Raw genomic sequence first — 16,453 nt, 5'->3', positions numbered from 1 at the left:
TGCTATAGACGGCATGAGCCCCTGTCGCCGGCTCGGGCTCTCGGGTGCCCGAGCCGTCCGCGCTCACCCGGCGTTCAGCGCCGAAGTGCCGTCGTAGATGTAGCGGCGCGACCAGGGCAGCGTCTTCGCCGGCCTCCCCGCCTTGCGCCCGACGATCTGGTAGATCGCCACGTCGTCGTTCTCGAAGGCATAGGCGCAGCCCGCGAGGTACACGCGCCAGATGCGGAACTTCTCTTCGTCTACCAGCGCGCGCGCCTTCTCGCTGTTGGCCTCGTAGGCGTCGCTCCAGAAGCGCAGCGTCTGCGCATAGTGGCGGCGCAGGTTCTCCACGTCGAAAGCCTCGAGCCCGCCCTGCTGCATGGCCTGCAGCGCAAGGCTGATGTGCGGCAGCTCGCCGTTGGGGAACACGTAGCGGTCGATGAAGTCGCCGCCGCCGTACGACACGCCACCGCCTTCGGGGTCGGACGAGGTGATGCCGTGGTTCATCACCACGCCGTCGTCCGCCAGCAGCTGCTGCACGCGCCTGAAGTAGTCGGGCAGGTTCTTTCGGCCCACGTGCTCGAACATGCCGACGCTGGTGATGCGGTCGAACTGGCCGGTCACGTCGCGGTAGTCCTGCAGGCGGATCTCGATGCGGTCCTGCAGGCCCGCGGCCTTCACACGCTCGGTCGCGAGGTCGAACTGGTTCTGCGAGAGCGTCACGCCCACGCAGCGCGCGCCGAACTTCTGCGCCGCGCGGATCACCAGCGCGCCCCAGCCGCAGCCGATGTCCAGCAGCGTCTGGCCCGGCTTCAGCTCGATCTTGGTGAGGATGTGGTCGATCTTCTTGAGCTGCGCGGTGGCGAGGTCTTCATCGCCGTTCTCGAAGTAGGCGCACGAGTACACCATGTTCGGGTCGAGCCACAGCTGGTAGAACTCGTTGGAAACGTCGTAGTGATACTGGATGGACTTCTTGTCCGAGGACTTGGTGTGCGTGAAGTAGCGCGCCATGTTCTGCAGCGCGCCGCCGGGCTTGTCCATCGACGTCCTGGCCAGGCCGTAGGCGATGTCGATCACGTCGCTGAGCTTGCCCTCGATGTCGATCTTGCTCTTGACGTAGGCCTCGCCCAGGTTGTCGAGGGTGGGCTGCAGCATCAGCGACAGCGCGGCCGGCGACTTCACGTGCAGCGTCACCGCGGGCCCGCTGAAGGTGCCGAAGTCGAAGGACTGGCCATCCCACAGCGTGAGCCGCGCCGGCAGGTTGGCGCGTTCGCGGACACCGGCGCTCCACTGCGCCAGCTTCTTTTCCCAAAGCATGCATTTCTCCGTATTGTTGAGTTCTCCCGCCCGAAGGGGCGGGCGGGTTGCTGCAGCGGGCAAAACGATAGCGAAGTTCGGCGAAGCCTGCATGGCCGGGACGACGCAAGAAATCGCAGCAAGTGCTACAAGGCGTCGCTCGCCTTCCCCGGAACGGGCGCCTCGCTCGCCTCGATGAAGATCCGCCTGATCATCGGGAACCGCGCACGCGCCTGCTTCTCGATGGCCGCGATGGCATCGGCCGCTTCGCCGGTGGGCGTGTCGTCCTTGAAGTTGACGTCGACGATCACGAGCACCTCGTCGGGGCCGATGTACATCGAGAGGATGTGCCCCACCTCCTCCACGCATTCCTGCTCCATGGCCATCGCGCGGATGGCGCGGGCGGTCTCGGGGCGGATGCCCTCCCCGATCAGCAGCCCGCGCGCCTGCGCGACCAGCACCACCGCCACGCCGGCCAGCAGCACGCCGATGATCACGGAGGCCACGCCGTCGAGTTCGGGCATGTTCAGCGCATGGCTCAGGTAGATGCCGAGCGCGGCGACCGCCAGGCCCACCAGCGCGGCCGAATCTTCCGCCAGCACGGTGTAGGTGGTCGGGTCCTTGCTGCGGTCGAGCGCCTGCCAGAAGGGCAATCCGCGTGCCTGCGCGCGGAACTGCCTGAGCGCGATCAGGAAGCTCGTGCCCTCGAAGAGCGCCGCCGCGGCCAGCACGACGTAGTTCCAGAACGGATCGCGCATCGGCTCCGGCTGGCGGATGTGCTGCACGCCTTCGTAGAACGACACGCCGCCGCCCAGGCCGAAGATCAGCACCGCGACGATCAGGCTCCAGAAGTAGAGCTCCTTGCCGTGCCCGAACGGATGCTCGGCCGTCGCGGGCCGCTTGCTCAGGTGCAGGCCCACCAGCAGCAGCACGCCGTTGAAGGTGTCCACGGCCGAGTGCACGCCTTCCGACAGCATGGCCGAGCTGCCGGTGACGCCCGCGACGACGAACTTGGTGGCCGCGATCGCCACGTTGGCGCCAATGGCGCCGTAGATGGCGATCTTCGATTCAGCCACGCGGGCCGGCTCCTTCGGCTTGCTGTGCCGGCATGCTCACGCGGCCTCCATCGATGCCGCCCCCATCGCGTCGTTGCCCGCCTCGCCCAGCCAGCGGCGCTTGTCGCGCAGCGGCGGTGCTCCGAACATGCGGCCGTATTCGCGCGCGAACTGCGAGGTGCTCTCGTAGCCCACGCTGTGCGCGGCGGTCGCCACGTCGGCGCCCGCGATCAGCATCTGCCGGCGCGCCTCCTGCAGGCGCAGCTGCTTCTGGTACTGCAGCGGGCTCATCGCGGTCACGGCCTTGAAGTGATGGTGGAACGACGACACGCTCATGTGCACCGCGCGCGCCATGTCTTCCACGCGCAGCGACTGGGCGTAGTTCATGCGCAGCGCGCTGATGGCCTTGGTGATGCGCTGCGTGTGGCTGTCCTGCAGCGCAATCTGCCGCAGCCGCGCGCCCTCGCCGTTGACCAGCAGACGGTACATGATCTCGCGCTTGATGAGCGGCGCCACGATGGGCACGTCTTCCGGCGTGTCGAGCAGCCGCAGCAGGCGCAGCACCGGCTCCAGCACCGGCATGGCGATGCGGTTGACGTACATGCCGCGCGAGGCCGGCGCGTTGGCCTTGGCAGGCAGCTTCTCGTCGCCGATGAGATCGCCGATCTCGTCGAGGGCCAGCTCCAGCCGCACGCCCAGGTAGGGCTCGTCCTCGCTCTTCACGCACACCTGGCCGCACACGGGCAGGTCCACGGAGGTCACGAGGTAGTGCATCGGGTCGTACACATAGATGTCGTCGCCCACGATGATGCGCTTGGAGCCCTGCGCGATCAGCCCCAGCGCCGGGGACGCGAAGCCATGCTTGGGCCCTTCGGGCTTGCGGATGCAGAACACCTGCAGGCCGGGCACGGCGGTGACGACCGTGCCTTCCTGGCCGCCGGTGATGTGCTCGATGAGCGCCACCAGTTCCTTGCGGGCCTCTTCGAGTTCGGGTTCCAGCGGCATCGGCTGGGCGATGGCGGTTGCGATTTCGGGTGTTTCGTCGGACATGTTCGAAAGCCTTGTCACGAGGGCGGCCACTGACCGGCAAGGGCATGGCCACCATGGAGGAATGAGCAGTTCGGAGCTTAGCGCCGCTCCCGTGACTTCGCACGCGCCGTGCAGGAGGTCTGGAGAAATAGGCAAGACCTTTGCAGGAACGCGCGCGTCGGGAGCCGGCCGCCGGCAGGATACTTTTTCAGGCCCGCCGCGTTCCACCGGCATCTCCCGGACCCGGGCGCGGACGCCTCCATCGCAAAGGAACATCTCTCCATGCAATACCGCAAATTCGGCCGCACCGGCCTTTTCGTCTCCGAACTGTGCCTCGGCACCATGACCTTCGGCGGCTCCTCCGGCATCTGGGGCCAGATCGGCAACCTGCAGCAGTCCGAGGCCGAAGGGCTGATCGGCCGTGCGCTGGACGCCGGCATCAACTTCATCGACACGGCCGACGTGTACTCCGAAGGCCAGTCTGAAGTGATCACCGGCCAGGCGCTAAAGAACCTCAAGCTGCCACGCGACAGCTTCGTGCTGGCCACCAAGGTGCTGGGCGAAACCGGCAGCAAGGGCGTCAACTCCGCCGGCGCCTCGCGTTTTCACATCATGGACGGCGTGAAGGCCAGCTTGCGGCGCCTGCAGCTCGACCACATCGACCTCTACCAGATCCACGGCTTCGACCCCGTCACGCCCATCGAGGAGACGGTACACGCACTCGACAACCTGGTGCGGCAAGGCCACGTGCGCTACGTGGGCGTATCGAACTGGGCCGCCTGGCAGATCGCCAAGGCGCTGGGTATCGCCGAACGCGACCGGCTGGCGCGTTTCGAGTCGCTGCAGGCCTACTACACCATCGCCGGGCGCGACCTGGAGCGCGAGCTTGTGCCGCTGCTGCGCAGCGAGAGCGTCGGCCTGATGGTGTGGAGCCCGCTGGCCGGCGGCCTGCTCAGCGGCAAGTACGGCCGCAACACCGAGGCAGAGAAAGGCAGCCGCCGCACCACCTTCGACTTTCCTCCGGTGAACGTCGAGCGTGCCTACGACTGCATCGACGTGATGCGCGGACTGGCCGAGTCGCGCGGCGTTTCGGTCGCGCAGATCGCGCTGGCGTGGCTGTTGCACCAGCAGGTGGTGACCAGCGTGATCATCGGCGCCAAGCGCGCCGAGCAGTTGGACGACAACATCGCGGCCACCGCGATCAAGCTCACGGCCGACGAGCTCGCCACGCTCGACAAGGTGAGCGCGCTGCCGGCCGAGTACCCGGGCTGGATGCTGGAGCGCCAGGGCGGCGTGCGCGGCAAGCGGCTGGAAGAGTCAGGCCGGCGCGGCTGAAGCCGCCGCCTGCAGCGATGCGTCGTGGCGCGCGGCATGGGCCGCCGTCGCCCGCAGCGCGCGCAGGTCGATGTGGCGGGCCGCGCTGGCCGCATCGGGCTGCGCCAGGTGCGGCACGATGCCCAACAACGGCGCGCCGAGCCGCGCGCGCAGCGTCTGCAGGTTGGCCTGCGGCGCGAGCATCGACGGATCGACCATGCTCGCCACCCAGCCCGCCAGCACCAGGCCGCGCGCGCGGATGGCCTCGGCGCTCAGCAGCGCATGGTTGAGACAGCCCAGCCTCAGGCCGACCACCAGTATCACCGGCAGGCCCAGCGCCACGGCCAAGTCGGCGCTGTCGAGGTCGTCGCAGAAAGGCACGCAGAAGCCGCCCACGCCTTCCACCACCACGGCATCGGCACGCGCCGAAAGCTCGTCGAAAGCCGAGAGCATCGGCTGCAGCTCGATGCGAACGTCTTCCTGCCGCGCAGCAAGGTGCGGCGACATCGGCGCGCGCAGCAGGTACTGGCAGCGCAGCGCCGGCGGGGCGTCGACGTTGCCGGCGGCGCGAAGCTGCTCGACGTCCTCGTTGCGCCATTCGCCGCCTGTCTCTTCCAGCCCCGCCGCCACCGGCTTCATGCCGACCGCGCGCAGGCCCGAGCCGGCCAGCAGGCTCAGCATGGCGCTGCTGACGAGCGTCTTGCCGATGCCGGTGTCGGTGCCCGTCACGAACCACGCCCGCTGCGTCATGCGGCTTCCTTCGCTGGCCGGGACAGGGCCTCGCCCAATGCATCGACCAGCCGCGCCACGTCGCCCTCGCCGTGGCTGGCCGACAACGCGATGCGCAGCCGCGCGGTGCCGGCCGGCACGGTGGGCGGGCGGATCGCTCCGACGCGCAGGCCGTGCCCATCGAGCTGCGCCATGATGCGCATCGCGCGCGCGTTGTCGCCCACGATCAGCGGCTGGATCGCGGTGGGCGAATCGGCCAGCCATGCGCTGCCGTCCGCCGGCAGCACCGCCTTCAGCCCACGGCGCAGCTGCGCGATGCGCGCCAGCAGCTGGGCGCGGCGCTGCGCGCCCTCCTCGCCCCCGATCAGCGCCAGGCTCGCAAGCAGCGCATGCGCCACCGCCGGCGGCGCGGCCGTGGTGAAGATGTACGGCCGCGCGCGCTGCACCAGGTAGTCGATGACGGTGCGGTGCGCCGCCACGAAGGCACCCGACACGCCCGCCGCCTTGCCCAGCGTGCCGACCAGCACCAGCCGCTCGGAGCACAGGCCCAGGGCTTCGGGCACGCCGCGCCCAGTGGCGCCCAGCACGCCGAAGCCGTGCGCGTCGTCGATCACCAGCCATGCGTCGTGCCGCTCGGCGAGCGCCAGCAGCCCGGCCACCGGCGCGATGTTGCCGTCCATGCTGAACACGGCGTCGCTCACGATGATCTTCACCGGGGCGTCGCAGCTGGAAAGCTGCGCGTCGAGCGCGGCCACGTCGCAGTGCGGGTAGCGCTCGACGCGCGCCTTGGCCAGCCGCGCGCCGTCGATCAGCGAGGCGTGGTTGAGCGACTCCGAGAAGATGACCGCATCCGACCCGCCCAGCGCCGACAGCACCGCGAGATTGGCCATGTAGCCGGTGCAGAAGAACAGGCTGCGCGCCTGCGGGATGAAGGGCGACATCCACTCCGCGAGCCTTTCCTCGAGCTGCTCGTGGGCGCGCGAGTGGCCGAGGATCAGGTGCGAGCCGCCGCTGCCCGTGCCGTAGAGCGCAGCGCCTTCGGCCCACGCCTTCGCGAGCGCCGGGTGCGCCGCGAGGCCGAGGTAGTCGTTGCTGCTGAAGCCGAGCATGGTGCGCGGCGCGGCGGCGCCGGCCAGCGTGAGGGTCTGCTGCGGCGCGCAGGCGGTCTCGGCGACCTGCCTCCTGCGGCGCAGCGACAGGGCATCGAGCGTATCGATCTCTTCCTGAAGCCGATCAAGCAAGCACGACATCGCGGGCTCCTTCCTTCGGGCTCGTCTCGATGGTGGCCTTCAGGGTGGCCAGCGCGCCGTCGACCAGCGTGTCGATCTCGCCGTCGCCTATCGCATAGGGCGGCATCAGGTACACGGTGTTGCCGATCGGCCGCATCAGCAGCCCTTGCGCGCGCGCGGCCAGATGGAATCGCTCGGCGAATCGCGCACCCGGCGCGCGCACGTCGAAGGCGGTGATCATTCCGCGCTGCCGCAGGTGGTCGACGGGCTGGCCTTCGAGTCCGTCGCGCAGCCCCTGCAGCAGCCGCGCCGCGCGGTCCAGGTTGCGTCGCAGCGCGTCTTCCGACTCGAACAGGTCTAGCGTGGCCAGCGCCGCGCGGCAGGCCAGCGCGTTGCCGGTGTACGAATGCGAATGCAGGAAGCTGCGCGCCGCATCGTCGTCGACGAAGGCGTCGTGGACGGCGTCGCGCGTCATCACCAGCGCGAGCGGCAGGTAGCCGCCGCTGATGCCCTTCGAAAGGCACAGGAAGTCGGGCCAGATGCCGGCCTGCTCGCAGGCGAAGAAGCTGCCGGTGCGCCCGCAGCCCACGGCGATCTCGTCGGCGATGAGGTGCACGCCGTGGCGGTCGCACAGGGCACGCGCGAGCCGCAGGTATTCGGGGTCGTGCATCGCCATGCCGGTGGCGCACTGCACCAGCGGCTCGACGATGACGGCGGCGATGGAGTCGTGCTGTTCGGCCAGCAGGGCTTCGAGCTCGGCGGCAGCGCGACGTGCGACGCCGGCCGCGTCCTCGCCCGCAAGTGCGTTGCGCGCATCTGGCGAGGCGACAAGGTGCGCGTTCGCGAGCAAGGGCGCATAGGCGTCGCGGAACACCGGCACGTCGGTCACGTGCAGTGCGCCCAGCGTTTCGCCGTGGTAGCCCTGCTTCAGCGCGACGAAGCGCCGCTTGCCTCCGCGGCCGGCATTGCGCCAGAAGTGGAAGCTCATCTTCAGCGCGATCTCCACCGCCGAAGCGCCGTCGGATGCATAGAAGCAGTGGCCCAGCGCCTGGCCCGTGAGCGCGGAAAGCCGCTCGGCCAGCTCCACCGCCGGCGCGTGCGTGCAGCCGGCGAGCATCACGTGAGACAGCGTGTCGAGTTGCTGCTTCAGCGCGTCGTTGATCGCGGGATGCGCGTGCCCGAAGAGGTTGACCCACCACGAACTGGTGGCGTCCATGTAGCGCCGCCCCTCCTGGTCGAAGAGCCACACGCCCTCGCCGCGCGCGATGGGCAGCGGCGGCACCGCTTCGAGCCGGATGCTCTGCGTGCACGGATGCCAGACATGGCGGCGACTGCGACGCTGCAGATCGGCGTTGGAGGATGAGGAGAAAGCAGTCTTCGGAGGCACCCGCGCAGTCCTTTCTTGAGGGCAAGGCGCGGGATCGTATAGACGCGTTCGTGGTGCGGCAAACGGCGGCGCAACGCGCGAAATGACGGGCCAATCAGCGACGTTCGACGGCGTAGCGTGCGCTTTCGGAGCAACGTCGCGGAACAAGGCCTCTTCCTGCGCTCACCGCTGCATGGCGGGAAATGGCAAGTTGTCCGGCTCGCGCCAGAAACAGGTCACGAATGTCCGGTTTCAAGGGCTTCGAGGAGAAGCGAGCGGATTTCGGACATGCGCGATGGCGGGTTTCAGCAGTCCAGGGGGCCCAGGCTCAGCCCGAACTCTTGTTCACCAGCGCGAAGATGTAGTCGCGCAGCGAAATCTGGCCTCGCACGGGCGTCCGGGGCGGCTCGTAGTGCTGGTCGAGGGTCGCGCGCGTCATGGCCGCGTAAGACCTGGCGGCGGCGGCGGAAAAACCCAGCGACTCGAACGCCTGCTCCAGTTGCGCGCGCGGTGTCTCGACCAGTTCCACCGGCTTCCCCAACGCCTCGGAGAAAGCCCGCGCCACGTCGCCGGGAGAATAGCGCTGGGGCCCCTCGACGTGGTGCGGCCCTGACGATTCCGCGGGACCGAGCATCAGCTTCGCGGCGAACTGGCCGATGTCGTGCGGCGCCACCATCGGCAGCCTGAAGTCGGCGGGGAACATGCTGTAGACCTTGCCCTCCTTGCGCGCGGTCTGCAGCGAGGCATCCCAGTTGCTCATGTAGTAGGCGGCGCGAAGGGCGCTGAACGGCGAAGGCCCGGCGCCGAGCGCCTGCTCCATGTCGTACAGCACGCCGAGGTCGCCAAGGCCTTCGCCGGGCTGCGCTCCGTAGGTGGACTCGGCGACGATCTTCTCGAGCCTGCAGCCTTCGAGCGCCGAGAGAATGGCGCGCACGCTCCTGTGCTCCTCGGCCACCGTGTCGGTGGACGGCGCCGCCGGCGGGTTCAGCACGAAGACGCGCTGCCCACCCATGAACACGCGATGCAGCGCATGCGTGTCGAACACGTCGGCCTGGACCACGTGCGCGCCCTTGGTACGCAGGGCCTCGGCCTTGTGCGCGTCGCGCGTGACCACCGTCACCGGCTCGCTGCGTTCGAGCAGGGCCTGCGCGAGTGCCGAGCCCACATGGCCGGTCGCTCCGAGAACGATGTTCATCGGTGCGTTCCGCCGGTTCAGCCGCGCTTCTCGGCGTTGCGCTTGCGCGTGGCGGCGGCCTTCTTCGCCGAAGCCGATCGCTCGGCCGCCGTCCGGTGCGCCGCTGCCGCGCCGCCGAGCTTTCCGCCCTTGCGCGAGGGGCCGTGGTTCTCGGCCTTGCCGCGGCCTGAGCCGCTCTTCTTGCCGCCGCCGGTCTCGGCATTCACCGTGGCCCAGGCGCGGCGCTCGGCCTCGCCCTTGCCCACGCCGCGATGCTCGTAGCCTTTCTCGATATGCTCGGCCTGTCGCTTCTGCTTGTCCGTATAGGAGGATTTGTCGCCTTTGGGCATGCGTTGCTCCTGCAGTTGGTTGAGGAGCTTCCATGCTGGGCGCACCACGCGCGCCGTGGGTAAGAAGACGCGCGCGACGGGCGTCAGCGTTGTCCGGCGTTCCTGCCGTCCTGCTGTCAGGAGCCCGGCTTCATGCGCCGCGGCGCGCTGCCGCTCAGGCCGGCAGGATCTTGGCGAGATCCGCCTTCAGGCCCGTGGCCCGCTCCGGCGCTCGCGCCAGGCCGGCATCGACCAGGGCCCGCGCCCGCTCGATGTCGCCCAGGTGCACGGCGATGCGCGCGAGATGCAGCGCCGTTCGCGCATGGATCTGGCCCGGGTCGGTTTCGCGCAGCATCCGCTCGTAACTCTGCGGATAGTTGCCATGCCGGGCGAAGAAGGCGCGGCCCGGGCCGGCCCATTCGCTCACGATGAATTCCACGTTTTCCTCGGCCTGCTCCTTGGAAGTGCCGTAGGCCCAGCCGAAGGCCGGTCCGGGCGGCGGCTCCATGCGGTCGCGGAAGACGCAGCCGGCCTCCTCCATCTCCTCGGGCGCCACCGCGGCGCCGCCTTCGCTCGGCAAAAAGGCAAGGTGCGCGCCGAGGTTGAGGTAGCAGGCCTTGCCGCCGCTCGCGCCCTGCACGTTGAACACATGGATCAAAGGCCCCTCGATGCGGCGCAGCGTCTGGCCGGAGCCCTGGAAGCCTTCGGCCTTCAGCACGGGATACAGCTTCTGCGACAGCAGCTTGAGGAAAGTGGTGCGGTTCATGTGCGGGACAGCCTTCGGCTGCGCAAGGTGATCGAGTATCGCAAGGCCTTCGTCGGCGCAATGGCGTGCTGCCACTCCCAGCGCGCAGGGCCGCGCAGCAGGTACACGGAGCGCGGCTCGATCAGGAATTCGAGCGCGGCGGGCCCCGATGCCGGCGCGCCGCGCACGTAGGGCCGGAACTGCATCACCGCGTCGTTGTGCAGCGAGACACCGATGATGTCCTCGAAGTCCGGCACGTCGCGGTGCCAGCCCAGCGGCGTGCCGGGACGGTACTCGGCAATCAGCACGTGCGTGAGTTCCTCGGGCGCCATGCCGGCCCAGGCCGCAGCCTTCGCCCGCAGCGGGTGCAGCGCCTCGGGCAGCGGCGTGCCGGGCTTCAGGCGGTTGGTGTCGAAGTCGTAGCTGCCGCCAAAGCTGGTGCCGCGGCGGCGCGCGGTGTATTCCTTGTAGCGCATCTCCTTGAGCGGCAGGGCCTGCACGATGCGCAGCAGCCCGGCCTCTTCCTCGTGCGACAGGAACCCGCTCTCGTAGCGCAGCCCCTCGATGGCGGCCACCGGCGCCTCGCCAAACAGATCGGGTTGGCCGGCATGTTCGAGGCGTCTGGTGGCGCGTGTCATCTGAGCTGTCTTCCTTCCGTCAAGCCGCTACGGTTGCCATACGCGAACCCAGTCGACTTCCATGGTCGCGTTGGCGCTGTCGCCCAGCCGGCCATAGCCGCTGGACGGGATCCGGCCTGCCCAGTCATCGGCCTTGATCTCGCAGGTGAGCTTGATGTATTCAGGGCTCAGGGAGACGCCCTCCTTGATGGTTGCGTAGGGCTTCTCCGCGCCGTCGAGGTAGAACTCGTATCCCTCGGGCGTCCAGAGCACACCGACCGTGTGCCAACTGGAAAACGATTGTTTTTCAGGCAGGTGCTGCTGATTGCTGCCGCGGCTGAACGTCTTTCCCTCCTTGTAGCCATTCCAATGCACTGCGCTCGAGAACTGGTTGCTGACGTCGTCCTTGTTCCCCTTCGAAACCGCCCGATGCTCGATGATGTCCACCTCCACGCCCGCAGCCGGATTGGGCGGGTCGACCGACTTGTTGCCCTGGGACATCAGCCAGAACGCGCCCCACTGCCCCGGCCTGGATGCGAAACGGACGCTGGCCTCGACATATCCGAAGCGAAGCTCGTAGCGCCCACTCGTGATCAGCCACCCCGTGTGGTGCTTGCCGGTCGACGGATCCGTGTAGGTCGAGATCTTCAGGACGCTGTTCTCGACCGTCACCGCTTCGACCGTCTGGATCGCCTCGTCGCGCGTAGCCGTGCCATGGCTCCATTTCGACGTGTCCACGGCCTTGCCTTCGAACTCGTCGTGCCACGCGAGCTTGTAGCCCTTCGCCGACCTGGGTGCATGCGACACGACCAGCTGCGTGGCGGACCGGGCCGTGCCTGCGGCGGTGCGGACGGAAATCTCGCCGGTTTTCGCCGACTCGGGCACGGTCGCCGAGATCTGGCTCGCGGAGTCGACGCTGAACTCCGTCGCCTCCACTTCGCCGAAGCTGACCGAGGCATCCCAATCGAATTCGGCGCCCGTAATCACAATTACGTTCCCACGTATTGCCAGGGTCGGGGAAAAAGAATGAATGGCGGGATTTTTTTCCAGAGGCGGCACCGACGCCTCTTCAGGCGGTGCCGCTGCAGGGTTGGGCGCAGGGACCGGCGAAGAGACCGGGGCAAGGGCAGGCGAATTTTCTGCCACGGGATTTGTTGCGGGAGGCAGGAAACTCGCGCCGCTCGCACTGCCGCCGGAGCCGCCGCCTCCACACCCGGCGACGATCGACGTCCCGAACAGCGCCGTTGCAGTCAGTGCTCCTGTCTGCAGAAATTGCCTGCGCGATTTTTCCGCGTCCGCTTCTTGCCCCATCGGGCGATCTGATTTCATGGAAATTCTTCCTCCTTCTGTGAATTTCCATTCGAATTTTAAATTCGCCTCGAACCGCCCAAAAAGATAACAATTCAATTCTTCATTTGAACCCACTTCCCCTCTGAAATGGATTCCACCGGAGTGCACGCAAGCCCTCAATAGTTTGCAATTGCGTCCGATCCGGACCGGGCGCGACCTGCCGGTGCGCATCGTCTCCGCCGTTTGCCAGCCGCGCATGCCGCTCATCATGGTGATTTGGCTAGGGCGCCGGCGGCAGTTGCCAGACGCGAACCCAATCGACCTGGGTGACCGCATTCGTGTCCGCGCCGCGCGGGCCATAGCCGCCTGGCGGAATTTCGCCGGCCCGGCCCTTGTCCTTGACTTCTGTGGTGAGCCGAATGAATTCGTCGCTCTGGGAAATACCGTCCGTGGCTTCCCAGAACTGGACTCCGTCGAGAAAGAACTGATATTTGCCGGGGGTCCAAAGCAGGCCGGCCGTGTGCCAGTCGGAAAACGACTCTCCTGCCGGCAGCGATCTCACCCCGCTCTCGAGGAACAGCCTGTCCGCGCCATAGCCATTCCAGTGCACCGCGCTCGAGTGGTGATTGCGGGCGTCCGACTGCGTGTCGTCGAATGCACGGTGCTCAATGATGTCGATCTCCACACCGGCAGCGGGATTGGGCGGTGTGGCCGCCCTGTGCCTGTTGGATTGCAGCCAGAACGCAGACCACTGCCCGGATCGGTTCACGAAACGCATGCGGGCCTCGATATATCCGAAGGTGAACTTGCAGCCCGAACTGATATTCGTGTCCAGAAAAGCGGTGTGGTGCTTGCCTGTCGACGGGTCGGTATAGGTCGTGATGGTCAGGATGCTGTTGGATACATCGACCGCATCAGCCGTTCGCACCGCGTCGTATCGCGTGGCGGTATGAGCCCTCCAATTGCTGGTGTTCAGGCTCGTTCCATCGAATTCATCGTGCCACGCGAGCCGATAGCCGGCAGCCGGTGCCGGCGCCGACAGGACGGCGAACGGTGCCACGGACCTGCCGGTTCCGCCGGCCGTCTCCACGGTGACCGGCCCGGTGACGGCCAGCGCCGGCACCGTCACCGAGATTTGCGTGGCCGAGTCCACGCTGATTTGGGTGGCCCTCACGCCGCCGAAACTGACGATGGCGGTCGAATCGAATTTGGCGCCGGTGATAACAATTGAGCCGCCCGGAGCCTCGGCGGTCGGCACGAAAGACTGAACGATCGGACTTGTTTCGCTGGGCGAGGGAATATCGTTTTTCACGCCCTGGCCGACCGGCTGCGGCAGATTTTCCGCCGTAGAGTTGTTTACAGAAACAGGCAACGAATTTCCGCTCTCCGGAGCTTCCGCGGAACCTGGAACCGGAGTTTCGCCAGCGCCAGCGCCATTGCCATTGCCTGAAGCCGGAAGCAGGCTTGCGCCATTGAATCCGCCGCTGCCGTCCGACCCTCCGCCTCCGCATCCGACCAGCGCCAACCCGCCCCAGAACGCGGTTGCGGCGGACGCACTCTTCTGCAAGAACTGCCTGCGCTGGTTTTTCGTGACTTCCGATTCCTTGATTGAACAAACTGATTTCATGTAAAGGTAACGTCTTTGTTTTGGTTCCCTTTCGAGTCTAAGCAGGCTGCAAGACGGCCCCGGCAAAGAAAATTTCCTTCGCCGGCACAAAGTTGTCAATTTGTGAAATGAAAATATCAAAGCCTGTCAACAGTTTTGGCTTTATTGGTCAAAAACCGTCATTAATTTCAATTTTTGGCTGACCATTTCGGATTGACGCCAAACCGCGGGCAACGCGCCAAGCCCTTCCTTGCAGCTCGGTCGCCGCGCATTCATTCATGGTCCGCGCCCACCCTCACATGCCACCAGCGCGGCAGCAGTTCGCGGATTTCCGCCCGGGCGAACCGGTCGTCGAGCAGGTGCAGCACGCCGCGGTCTTCCTCGGTGCGGATCACGCGGCCGGCGGCCTGCACCACCTTCTGCAGGCCCGGGTAGAGGTACGTGTACTCGTAGCCCTTGCCGAAGCGCGCCTGCATGCGCTCGCGCGTGATCTCGTTGAGCTGGTTGTATTGGGGCAGCCCGAGGCTGGCTACGAAGGCGCCGATGAGCCGGCTGCCCGGCAGGTCGATACCCTCGCCGAAGGCGCCGCCGAGCACCGCGAAGCCGACGCCCCGGCCGCCCTCCTCGAAGCGCGCCACGAAATCCTGGCGGTCGGCCTCGCGCATGCCGCGCGTCTGCGTCCACACCGGCACGCCGGGGTGCCGCCGCGAGAAGGCGGCGCAGGCTTTCTCCAGGTAGTCGAAGCTGCTGAAGAAGGCCAGGTAGTTGCCCGGCAGGCGCTCGAACTGGGCGCCGATGATGTCCGCCACGTCTCGCAGCGAGCCCGCGCGGTCGCGAAAGCGCGTCGACACGTGCGTTGCCACTTCGACGCGAAGCTGGGCGCTGTCGAACGGCGAGGCAACGTCGAGCAACGCGGTGTCTTCGGGAAGGCCCAGCGCGTCGCGGTAGAACTCGAAGGGCGACAGCGTGCCCGAGAAGCAGGTGACCGACACCGCGTCGCCGAAGCGGGCCTGCAGGAACGGCGCGGGCACGAGGTTGCGGATGGCGAGGCCGCGGTCCTGCTGCGTGGCACCCAGCGTGCGCTCGAACACCGAATGGTCGCCGAAGGCCTCGGCCAGCCGGGCGAAGTGCAGCGCGTCGAAGAAGAAGCGCTGCAGCGGCCCCTGCGAGGCGTCGGGCGTGGCCGCGAAATACTCGGCCATGGCGGTGTTGGCGGCCTGCAGGGTGCGCAGGAAGCGCTCGGGGATCTCGTCGGCGGTTTCGTAGTCGGCCGCCTGCGACTGCTGCACCGTGTCCCATTCGCGGAACAGGCGCGCCAGCGGGCCTCGCAGCGCCGCAGGTGCCGCGCGGTGCGCTTCCTCGAGCGCGGCGCCTTCGAGCTGCGCGGTGTACATGCCGCGCGAGCGCTCCAGCAGGTTGTGGGCCTCGTCCACCAGCACGGCCGCGCGCCAGTCGGCATCGCGCATGGTGGCGTAGAGGAAGGCACTGCTGTCGAAGTAGTAGTTGTAGTCGCCGACGATGGCGTCGGCCCAGTGCGCCATTTCCTGCGCGAGGAAATAGGGGCACACCTCGTGGGCGAGCGCGATCTCGCGCAGCGCTTCGCGGTCGAGCCATGCCACCTGCGCAGCCTGCTCGCGCGCGGCCGGCAGGCGGTCGTAGAAGCCTCGTGCGAGCGGGCAGGCGTCGCCGTGGCAGGCGCGGTCGGGGTATTCGCAGACCTTCTCGCGGGCCGCGAGCTCGAGCACGCGCAGCCTGCCCTGCCCCCGGCCCTTGTCGAGCACGCGCAGCGCGTCGAGCGCGACCGGCCGGCCGGAGGTCTTGGCCGTGAGGAAGAAAAGCCTGTCGATCCTGCGTGCCGCGCGGGCCTTGAGCATCGGGAAGATGGTGGCCAGCGTCTTGCCGATGCCCGTAGGCGCCTGCGCCATCAGGCAGCGCCCGCCGACGGCCGCGCGGTAGACGGCCTCGGCCAGTTCGCGCTGGCCGGCGCGGAAGGCGCGGTGCGGGAATTCGAGCCGCTCCAGTGTGGCGTCCAGCGCCTCGCGATGGGCGGCTTCGCTCTTCGCCCAGTCGCTGTAGCGGCCGCACAGCAGCTCGAAATGTTCCCGCAGCGCTTCGCGGGTGTGGTGTTCCTCGAGCACGGTCTCCTCGCCGGTGGCGAGGTCTAGATACACCAGCGCGATCGTCATGGCGTCGTGGCCGTGCAGCTGGCAGAGCATCCAGCCATAGGTGCGGGCCTGCGCCCAGTGCAGTGCGCGGTGGTTGCCGCGGATGGCGTCGAAGTCGCCGCGGAAGGTCTTGATTTCCTCGACGCGGGCGCTGCGCGCCTCGTAGCCGTCGGCCCGGCCGCGCACGCGCAGCGAGCCGCAACTGGCTTCGAGCCCGACCTCGCAGGCGTAGTGCTCGGGATCGCGCCGGTGCTGCACCAGCGCATGTCCGGCCATGCCTTCGAGCGCGCTCGGCGCGGGCACGAAGCGCAGATCGAGGTCGCCCGCCTTCGCGCCGAAGGCGCACAGCGCCTTGACGGAAACTACGTGCTCGGCAGCAACGGGGGCCGCGTGTCGCGGACGGGAGGGTTCGGAGCCCATCTGGCATCAACTGTATGGAATTACAGTATAGCGACGCGAGCCCTGCCCTCGTGGCCGCCCGAATGCCCTGACGGGGTCTTCTCCGACAGGGTCGCGCGCATTTATCGGCA

The 16,453-nt window shown here is 67.7% G+C and carries 14 protein-coding genes; 1 reads left to right on the top strand and 13 read right to left on the bottom strand.

The window, feature by feature from the left end:
• Positions 1-63: 63 nt before the first annotated feature.
• From FHT32_RS07435 to FHT32_RS07425, 3 genes are all read right to left on the bottom strand, one after another.
• The gene (locus FHT32_RS07435) at positions 64-1,296 is read right to left on the bottom strand and encodes a cyclopropane-fatty-acyl-phospholipid synthase family protein (RefSeq protein WP_176663997.1); all 1,233 of its coding nucleotides are present in this window, start codon (positions 1,294-1,296) and stop codon (positions 64-66) included.
• A 125-nt stretch (positions 1,297-1,421) separates the two neighbouring features.
• Positions 1,422-2,351 carry a cation diffusion facilitator family transporter gene (locus tag FHT32_RS07430; RefSeq protein WP_176663996.1) on the bottom strand — a complete coding sequence of 310 codons (930 nt, stop codon included), beginning with the start codon at positions 2,349-2,351 and terminating at the stop codon, positions 1,422-1,424.
• A gap of 36 nt (positions 2,352-2,387) precedes the next feature.
• Positions 2,388-3,380 (bottom strand): AraC family transcriptional regulator, encoded by a 993-nt coding sequence (locus FHT32_RS07425; RefSeq protein WP_176663995.1) that lies wholly within the window; start codon positions 3,378-3,380, stop codon positions 2,388-2,390.
• 261 nt (positions 3,381-3,641) lie between these two features.
• Between FHT32_RS07425 and FHT32_RS07420 the strand changes: the two genes are divergently transcribed.
• Complete coding sequence (locus FHT32_RS07420; RefSeq protein WP_176663994.1) at positions 3,642-4,694, top strand: aldo/keto reductase; 1,053 nt, start codon at positions 3,642-3,644, stop codon at positions 4,692-4,694.
• Here the strand turns inward: FHT32_RS07420 and bioD are convergent.
• The 10 genes from bioD to FHT32_RS07370 form a co-directional block, all read right to left on the bottom strand.
• Positions 4,677-5,423, bottom strand: coding sequence for a dethiobiotin synthase (gene bioD, locus FHT32_RS07415; protein WP_176663993.1), 747 nt, complete (start codon positions 5,421-5,423; stop codon positions 4,677-4,679). The two genes, FHT32_RS07420 and bioD, sit on opposite strands and share 18 nt — an antisense overlap.
• On the bottom strand, positions 5,420-6,652 hold the full coding sequence (bioF, locus tag FHT32_RS07410; RefSeq protein WP_176663992.1) for an 8-amino-7-oxononanoate synthase: 1,233 nt from the start codon (positions 6,650-6,652) through the stop codon (positions 5,420-5,422). The genes bioD and bioF overlap by 4 nt, the downstream gene beginning before the upstream one ends.
• Positions 6,636-8,018: an adenosylmethionine--8-amino-7-oxononanoate transaminase gene (locus FHT32_RS07405; protein ID WP_176663991.1), complete on the bottom strand. Its 1,383-nt coding sequence runs from the start codon at positions 8,016-8,018 to the stop codon at positions 6,636-6,638. The genes bioF and FHT32_RS07405 overlap by 17 nt, the downstream gene beginning before the upstream one ends.
• A 307-nt stretch (positions 8,019-8,325) precedes the next feature.
• Complete coding sequence (locus FHT32_RS07400) at positions 8,326-9,192, bottom strand: NmrA family NAD(P)-binding protein (RefSeq protein ID WP_176663990.1); 867 nt, start codon at positions 9,190-9,192, stop codon at positions 8,326-8,328.
• A gap of 17 nt (positions 9,193-9,209) precedes the next feature.
• On the bottom strand, positions 9,210-9,521 hold the full coding sequence (locus tag FHT32_RS07395) for a plasmid stabilization protein (RefSeq protein ID WP_176663989.1): 312 nt from the start codon (positions 9,519-9,521) through the stop codon (positions 9,210-9,212).
• Between the two features lie 154 nt (positions 9,522-9,675).
• A complete protein-coding gene (locus tag FHT32_RS07390) occupies positions 9,676-10,266 on the bottom strand; it encodes a DUF4304 domain-containing protein (RefSeq protein WP_176663988.1) in 591 nt (196 codons plus the stop codon).
• The gene (locus FHT32_RS07385) at positions 10,263-10,883 is read right to left on the bottom strand and encodes an alpha-ketoglutarate-dependent dioxygenase AlkB (protein WP_176663987.1); all 621 of its coding nucleotides are present in this window, start codon (positions 10,881-10,883) and stop codon (positions 10,263-10,265) included. Before FHT32_RS07385 ends, FHT32_RS07390 begins: the two co-directional genes overlap by 4 nt.
• Before the next feature lie 27 nt (positions 10,884-10,910).
• On the bottom strand, positions 10,911-12,191 hold the full coding sequence (locus tag FHT32_RS07380; protein WP_176663986.1) for a family 16 glycosylhydrolase: 1,281 nt from the start codon (positions 12,189-12,191) through the stop codon (positions 10,911-10,913).
• Between the two features lie 241 nt (positions 12,192-12,432).
• A complete protein-coding gene (locus tag FHT32_RS07375; protein WP_176663985.1) occupies positions 12,433-13,779 on the bottom strand; it encodes a family 16 glycosylhydrolase in 1,347 nt (448 codons plus the stop codon).
• A 251-nt stretch (positions 13,780-14,030) separates the two neighbouring features.
• Positions 14,031-16,343 carry an ATP-dependent DNA helicase gene (locus FHT32_RS07370; protein WP_176663984.1) on the bottom strand — a complete coding sequence of 771 codons (2,313 nt, stop codon included), beginning with the start codon at positions 16,341-16,343 and terminating at the stop codon, positions 14,031-14,033.
• Between the last annotated feature and the right edge of the window lie 110 nt (positions 16,344-16,453).

Source organism: Variovorax sp. SG517 (genome assembly GCF_013376045.1).
Taxonomy (GTDB): Bacteria; Pseudomonadota; Gammaproteobacteria; order Burkholderiales; family Burkholderiaceae_C; genus Variovorax.
Note: the sequence above shows the minus strand (reverse complement) of the source record. Positions and strands in the feature narration are given on the sequence as shown.

Coding starts and splice junctions, on each gene's coding strand:
- FHT32_RS07435 (WP_176663997.1), bottom strand. CDS start 1,296: ATGCTTTGGGAAAAGAAGCTGGCGCAGTGGAGCGCCGGTGTCCGCGAA.
- FHT32_RS07425 (WP_176663995.1), bottom strand. CDS start 3,380: ATGTCCGACGAAACACCCGAAATCGCAACCGCCATCGCCCAGCCGATG.
- FHT32_RS07420 (WP_176663994.1), top strand. CDS start 3,642: ATGCAATACCGCAAATTCGGCCGCACCGGCCTTTTCGTCTCCGAACTG.
- bioD (WP_176663993.1), bottom strand. CDS start 5,423: ATGACGCAGCGGGCGTGGTTCGTGACGGGCACCGACACCGGCATCGGC.
- bioF (WP_176663992.1), bottom strand. CDS start 6,652: ATGTCGTGCTTGCTTGATCGGCTTCAGGAAGAGATCGATACGCTCGAT.
- FHT32_RS07400 (WP_176663990.1), bottom strand. CDS start 9,192: ATGAACATCGTTCTCGGAGCGACCGGCCATGTGGGCTCGGCACTCGCG.
- FHT32_RS07395 (WP_176663989.1), bottom strand. CDS start 9,521: ATGCCCAAAGGCGACAAATCCTCCTATACGGACAAGCAGAAGCGACAG.
- FHT32_RS07390 (WP_176663988.1), bottom strand. CDS start 10,266: ATGAACCGCACCACTTTCCTCAAGCTGCTGTCGCAGAAGCTGTATCCC.
- FHT32_RS07385 (WP_176663987.1), bottom strand. CDS start 10,883: ATGACACGCGCCACCAGACGCCTCGAACATGCCGGCCAACCCGATCTG.
- FHT32_RS07380 (WP_176663986.1), bottom strand. CDS start 12,191: ATGAAATCAGATCGCCCGATGGGGCAAGAAGCGGACGCGGAAAAATCG.
- FHT32_RS07375 (WP_176663985.1), bottom strand. CDS start 13,779: ATGAAATCAGTTTGTTCAATCAAGGAATCGGAAGTCACGAAAAACCAG.
- FHT32_RS07370 (WP_176663984.1), bottom strand. CDS start 16,343: ATGGGCTCCGAACCCTCCCGTCCGCGACACGCGGCCCCCGTTGCTGCC.